This is a genomic window from Alteromonas sp. G4i13 (genome assembly GCF_054960505.1).
In genome coordinates this window covers 1-475 of record NZ_JBHNYX010000127.1, presented here as the reverse complement: position 1 = coordinate 475, position 475 = coordinate 1, and the positions used below count along the sequence as shown (strand labels likewise).

1 protein-coding gene is annotated in these 475 nt (G+C 40.0%); it reads right to left on the bottom strand.

What is annotated here, in order from left to right; translation table 11 throughout:
* Window positions 1-475, bottom strand: a 475-nt coding sequence (locus ACFI6J_RS21595) for a DDE-type integrase/transposase/recombinase (protein WP_462586409.1), incomplete at both ends; no start/stop codon positions are given.

Below are 475 nucleotides of genomic sequence, written 5' to 3'. Positions count from 1 at the left end.
AATTGATTCGGTAACGAGTATTTTCAACTCTTCGATGGTTTTACATCGGTAGAGTAAGAACTCTTGTTTGAGTATGCCATTGATTCTCTCTGCCAATGCGTTTTGGTAACAATCGTATCCATCTGTCATTGAAGGATGAATACCATATGCTGTTAATTCCTTCTGATAAATAGCCGAACAGTACTGCAGCCCTCTATCAGAGTGGTGTACAGCGTTGCCTTTATACCTGTTATCTTTAACGGCCATTTTTAGTGCTTTCACTACATTCTCAGCTTTCATGTCTGAACTTAAGTGATGGCCAACAATCTTCCGGGAACCAGAGTCGGTCACCAGCGATAGATAATGCACGCCTTGGTCAGATTCAAGGTAAGTAATATCGCTAACCAAGACATGCTCAGCATTATGAAGCCCTTCTTCCTTAAGTAAATTTGGATGCTTTTTCATCCAATGTTTACTGAATGTAGTTTTGGTAAAG